General features: G+C 58.7%; 1 protein-coding gene. It reads right to left on the bottom strand.

Translation table 11 applies throughout. The features are described from left to right. Positions 1 to 89 precede the first annotated feature (89 nt). A complete protein-coding gene (trhA, locus tag PMI23_RS28400) occupies positions 90 to 707 on the bottom strand; it encodes a PAQR family membrane homeostasis protein TrhA (RefSeq protein ID WP_007913708.1) in 618 nt (205 codons plus the stop codon). Positions 708 to 842: the final 135 nt, after the last annotated feature.

The raw sequence follows: 842 nt of genomic DNA, 5'->3' as shown, positions 1-842 counted from the left end.
CCCGGGACGCTCCGCGTCCCAAACGGCGTGACGCAGAGCGTCACAGGAGGCGTTACCACGCAGAGCGTGGGAACGATCAGTCAGCCGGTCTACAGCACGTAAAACAGAATCGCCACAAAGTGCAGCAAGCTCCCGGCAATCACGAACAGATGCCAGATCCCATGCGCATGCCGCAACCGGTGATCGAGGGCAAAAAAGATAATCCCCACTGTGTACAAAACCCCGCCCGACGCCAGCCAGGCAAAACCTGTCGTACCCAGCGCCGCAATCAACGGCTTGACCGCCACCAACACAATCCAGCCCATCACCGCGTAAATCACGATCGATAGAATCCGCGCCTCCGAACGCGGTTTGATCTCTTGCAGAATGCCGATCAGCGCCAGCCCCCAGACAATCCCGAACAGCGTCCAGCCCCACGGCCCGCGCAGGGTCACCAGGCAGAAAGGCGTGTAGCTACCGGCAATCAACAGATAGATCGAAAAGTGATCGACCTTCTTCATGATCGCTTTCTTGCGCCCGCGCACGCTGTGGTACACGGTCGAGGCGCTGTAAAGCACCAGCAAGGTAAACGCGTAAATCGCCACACTGACAATCTTCCACGGGCTGCCATCCAGGCAGGCGATCACCAACATCCACACGCCACCCACAAATGCCGCCACCGCCCCGACCAGATGGGTCCAGGCGTTCAATCGTTCTCCGTGATACATGTATTGCTCACCTCACATTCGTTACCGCAGCGCGCAAGGCTCGGGCCTTGAGCGTAAAAGCGCAATCAAAAGATCGCAGCCTTCGGCAGCTCCTACCTTCGAACGCATTCCAATGCAGGAGCTGCCGAAGGCTGC

Origin of the sequence: Pseudomonas sp. GM24, from assembly GCF_000282235.1 — a bacterium.
Classification (GTDB): Bacteria; Pseudomonadota; Gammaproteobacteria; order Pseudomonadales; family Pseudomonadaceae; genus Aquipseudomonas.
This window is presented reverse-complemented; position numbering and strand designations above follow the sequence as displayed.